Source organism: Buchnera aphidicola (Cinara cf. splendens/pseudotsugae 3390) (assembly GCF_900698845.1).
Classification (GTDB): domain Bacteria; phylum Pseudomonadota; class Gammaproteobacteria; order Enterobacterales; family Enterobacteriaceae; genus Buchnera_F; species Buchnera_F aphidicola_AM.
In genome coordinates this window covers 1-2,686 of record NZ_LR217694.1, presented here as the reverse complement: position 1 = coordinate 2,686, position 2,686 = coordinate 1, and the positions used below count along the sequence as shown (strand labels likewise).

Genomic DNA, 2,686 nt, shown 5'->3' with positions numbered 1-2,686 from the left:
ATAACTTTTTTTTTAGACTAAAATAAAGAGATTTTATTGATTTTTAATTTCTAACTGAATGGACAAACAAGATCATTCTTTTCATGAACTAATGCATTGACGCACGTTGACTACGATAGATGCATAATATATATGTTATTACTGTAACAACAATATATATGTTGATACCGTGACCATGAATGTTATGAAAACTATCTTAAATATACCGCATGTACACTGTATTCAATAAATCAGTGATCTTTTTCATCTGCAAATAGATGCAATTGTACTGCATTCTCATTTTGTTGTTTTTATCTACATGAGGAAACAGTTATGCCTACACTATATACCGTCACTACCTGGAAAGAGGACCTTTTGTATGCCGAGAATCCAACGGAAATATTCCACAAAATATGTGCAGAAAAGAAAAATACATTATTATTGGAGTCCTCTGAAACCAGCACTAAAAAGAAAACGACTAGTACCATTATTGTGGATAGTGCTTTACGTATCACGGCGGTACGCAATAGATTAAAAATCAGAGCACTGTCAAAAAATGGCGTCTCCCTTCTGAAACAACTAGACAGTGTGGTCCCATCAAATGTTGTTTTAAAAACTACGGAATATCTTCGAATCATGCAATTTTCATTGAATACTGCTCATATTGAAGAGGATAAAAGATTATTGTATCCATCTGTTTTCGATTGTTTTCGCTGGTTGAAACAGGTAGTACGAGCGGCTCATGGATCGATGAAATCGCTGTTTTGTGGAGGATTACTGTCCTATGATTTAATCCATTCATTCGAATATATTCCTCATATGAATGAATGTGCTCCCTGTCCTGATCTGTGTTTTTATCTAGCAGAGTCCATGGTGAGTTTTGATCACGATAAAAAAAATACACAGATACAGGTGCATGTGTTCACCTGTGATCACCGAGAAAGACGTCGTCTACATACACGCATGCAGCAATTACACCATATACTGAAGAAAAATAGACCTGCGTCTTCGATTGATCTAAAAGTTCCGATTTCTTCTGAAAAAACACGAGTAAAGAGCAATATGAGTGATTCTACATATGCAAAAACTATTGATCGTATGCATGAATTTATTAAAAAAGGGGAGGTATTTCAAGTGGTTCCTTCTCGTCAGTTTTATTGTACATGCGCACATCCTTTCTCTGCGTATGTTGTTTTGAAGCATATGAATCCGAGTCCATACATGTTTTTCATGCAGGATACCCAGTTTACTTTATTTGGAGCATCACCTGAAAGTTATTTACAATACAATCCTGATAGTCGTATCGTTCAACTAAATCCTATTGCTGGAACTCGTCCACGTGGTCTAGATGCAGATGGAAACATAGACCTTGATCTAGACAATCGTCTTGAACTATCGTTACGTACTCATCCAAAAGAGTTATCAGAACACCTTATGTTGGTTGATCTAGCACGTAATGATTTAGCAAAAGTATGTCGAACAGGTAGTCGCTTTGTATCGCGATTAATGGATGTAGAAAAATATTCTCATGTTATGCATTTAGTATCCTCTGTTACTGGAGTTTTACGGGATAATTTAGATGTTTTTCATGCTTATCAATCCTGTATGAACATGGGTACGTTGACTGGAGCTCCTAAATTGCGTGCTATGCAATTAATTGCACAACATGAAAATGTGAATAGAGGAGCATATGGAGGTTCCGTGGGATATTTTACTGGTTCCGGATCGTTCGATGCATGCATCGTCATTCGTTCAGCATTTGTTAAAAAAAATATAGCAACTGTACAATCTGGAGTAGGTATTGTATATGATTCTATCACTCATGAAGAGATAGAAGAAGGTAAAAATAAAGCTAGTGCTGTTTTACAATCTATTTGTAATACCCATCGTATTGATGTAGGAGAATAAAACTGTGTCCGACGTTCTTTTATTAGATAATTTAGATTCATTTACATATAATTTAGTTGATTCTTTACGAACATTTCGTCAAACAGTAGCAGTGTATCGCAATACTACACCGTTACCTATTCTCATTTCAGTACTTGAAAGTATGGATCATCCTATTGTAGTGCTCTCTCCTGGTCCAGGTACACCGAGTACAGCAGGATGTATGCTGGAATTAATTGACTTAATAAAAGGAAAAATCCCAGTACTAGGTATTTGCTTAGGACATCAAGCAATTGTATGTGTGTATGGAGGTCAAGTGGATGCAACATCCGACATTGTGCATGGAAAAACATCCTGTATTCTACATGATCAGAAGGATATGTTCTCTACTCTACCTAATCCACTAGTGGTAGCTCGGTACCACTCTCTTTTGTGTACCTCTGTTCCTTCTACTCTCTGTGTGAATGCTCGCTGCAAAACAGCAGTCATGGCGGTGAAACATATATATGACCGTATTTGTGGTTTACAATTTCATCCTGAATCTATTTTAACACCATTGGGATCCAATATACTGCAGAACACACTCACTTGGTTGCGTCAAACTTATTGAATTATGAATTAAAAAACCATACTTGCAGTTTTTTTTCAATATTGCTGAACCAATGAATAGAAGTTATGTGCATAACTCTGTGCATAACTTTTTTTTTAGACTAAAATAAAGAGATTTTATTGATTTTTAATTTCTAACTGAATGGACAAACAAGATCATTCTTTTCATGAACTAATGCATTGACGCACGTTGACTACGATAGATGCATAA

General features: G+C 35.8%; 2 protein-coding genes. Both read left to right on the top strand.

Annotated elements, in window-relative coordinates; translation table 11 throughout:
* The first annotated feature begins 312 nt into the window (after nt 1-312).
* On the top strand, nt 313-1,887 hold the full coding sequence (locus BUCISPPS3390_RS02100; protein WP_154060995.1) for an anthranilate synthase component 1: 1,575 nt from the start codon (nt 313-315) through the stop codon (nt 1,885-1,887).
* Nucleotides 1,888-1,891: 4 nt separating this feature from the next.
* Nucleotides 1,892-2,476 carry an aminodeoxychorismate/anthranilate synthase component II gene (locus BUCISPPS3390_RS02095; RefSeq protein WP_154060994.1) on the top strand — a complete coding sequence of 195 codons (585 nt, stop codon included), beginning with the start codon at nt 1,892-1,894 and terminating at the stop codon, nt 2,474-2,476.
* The last annotated feature ends 210 nt before the right edge of the window (nt 2,477-2,686 follow it).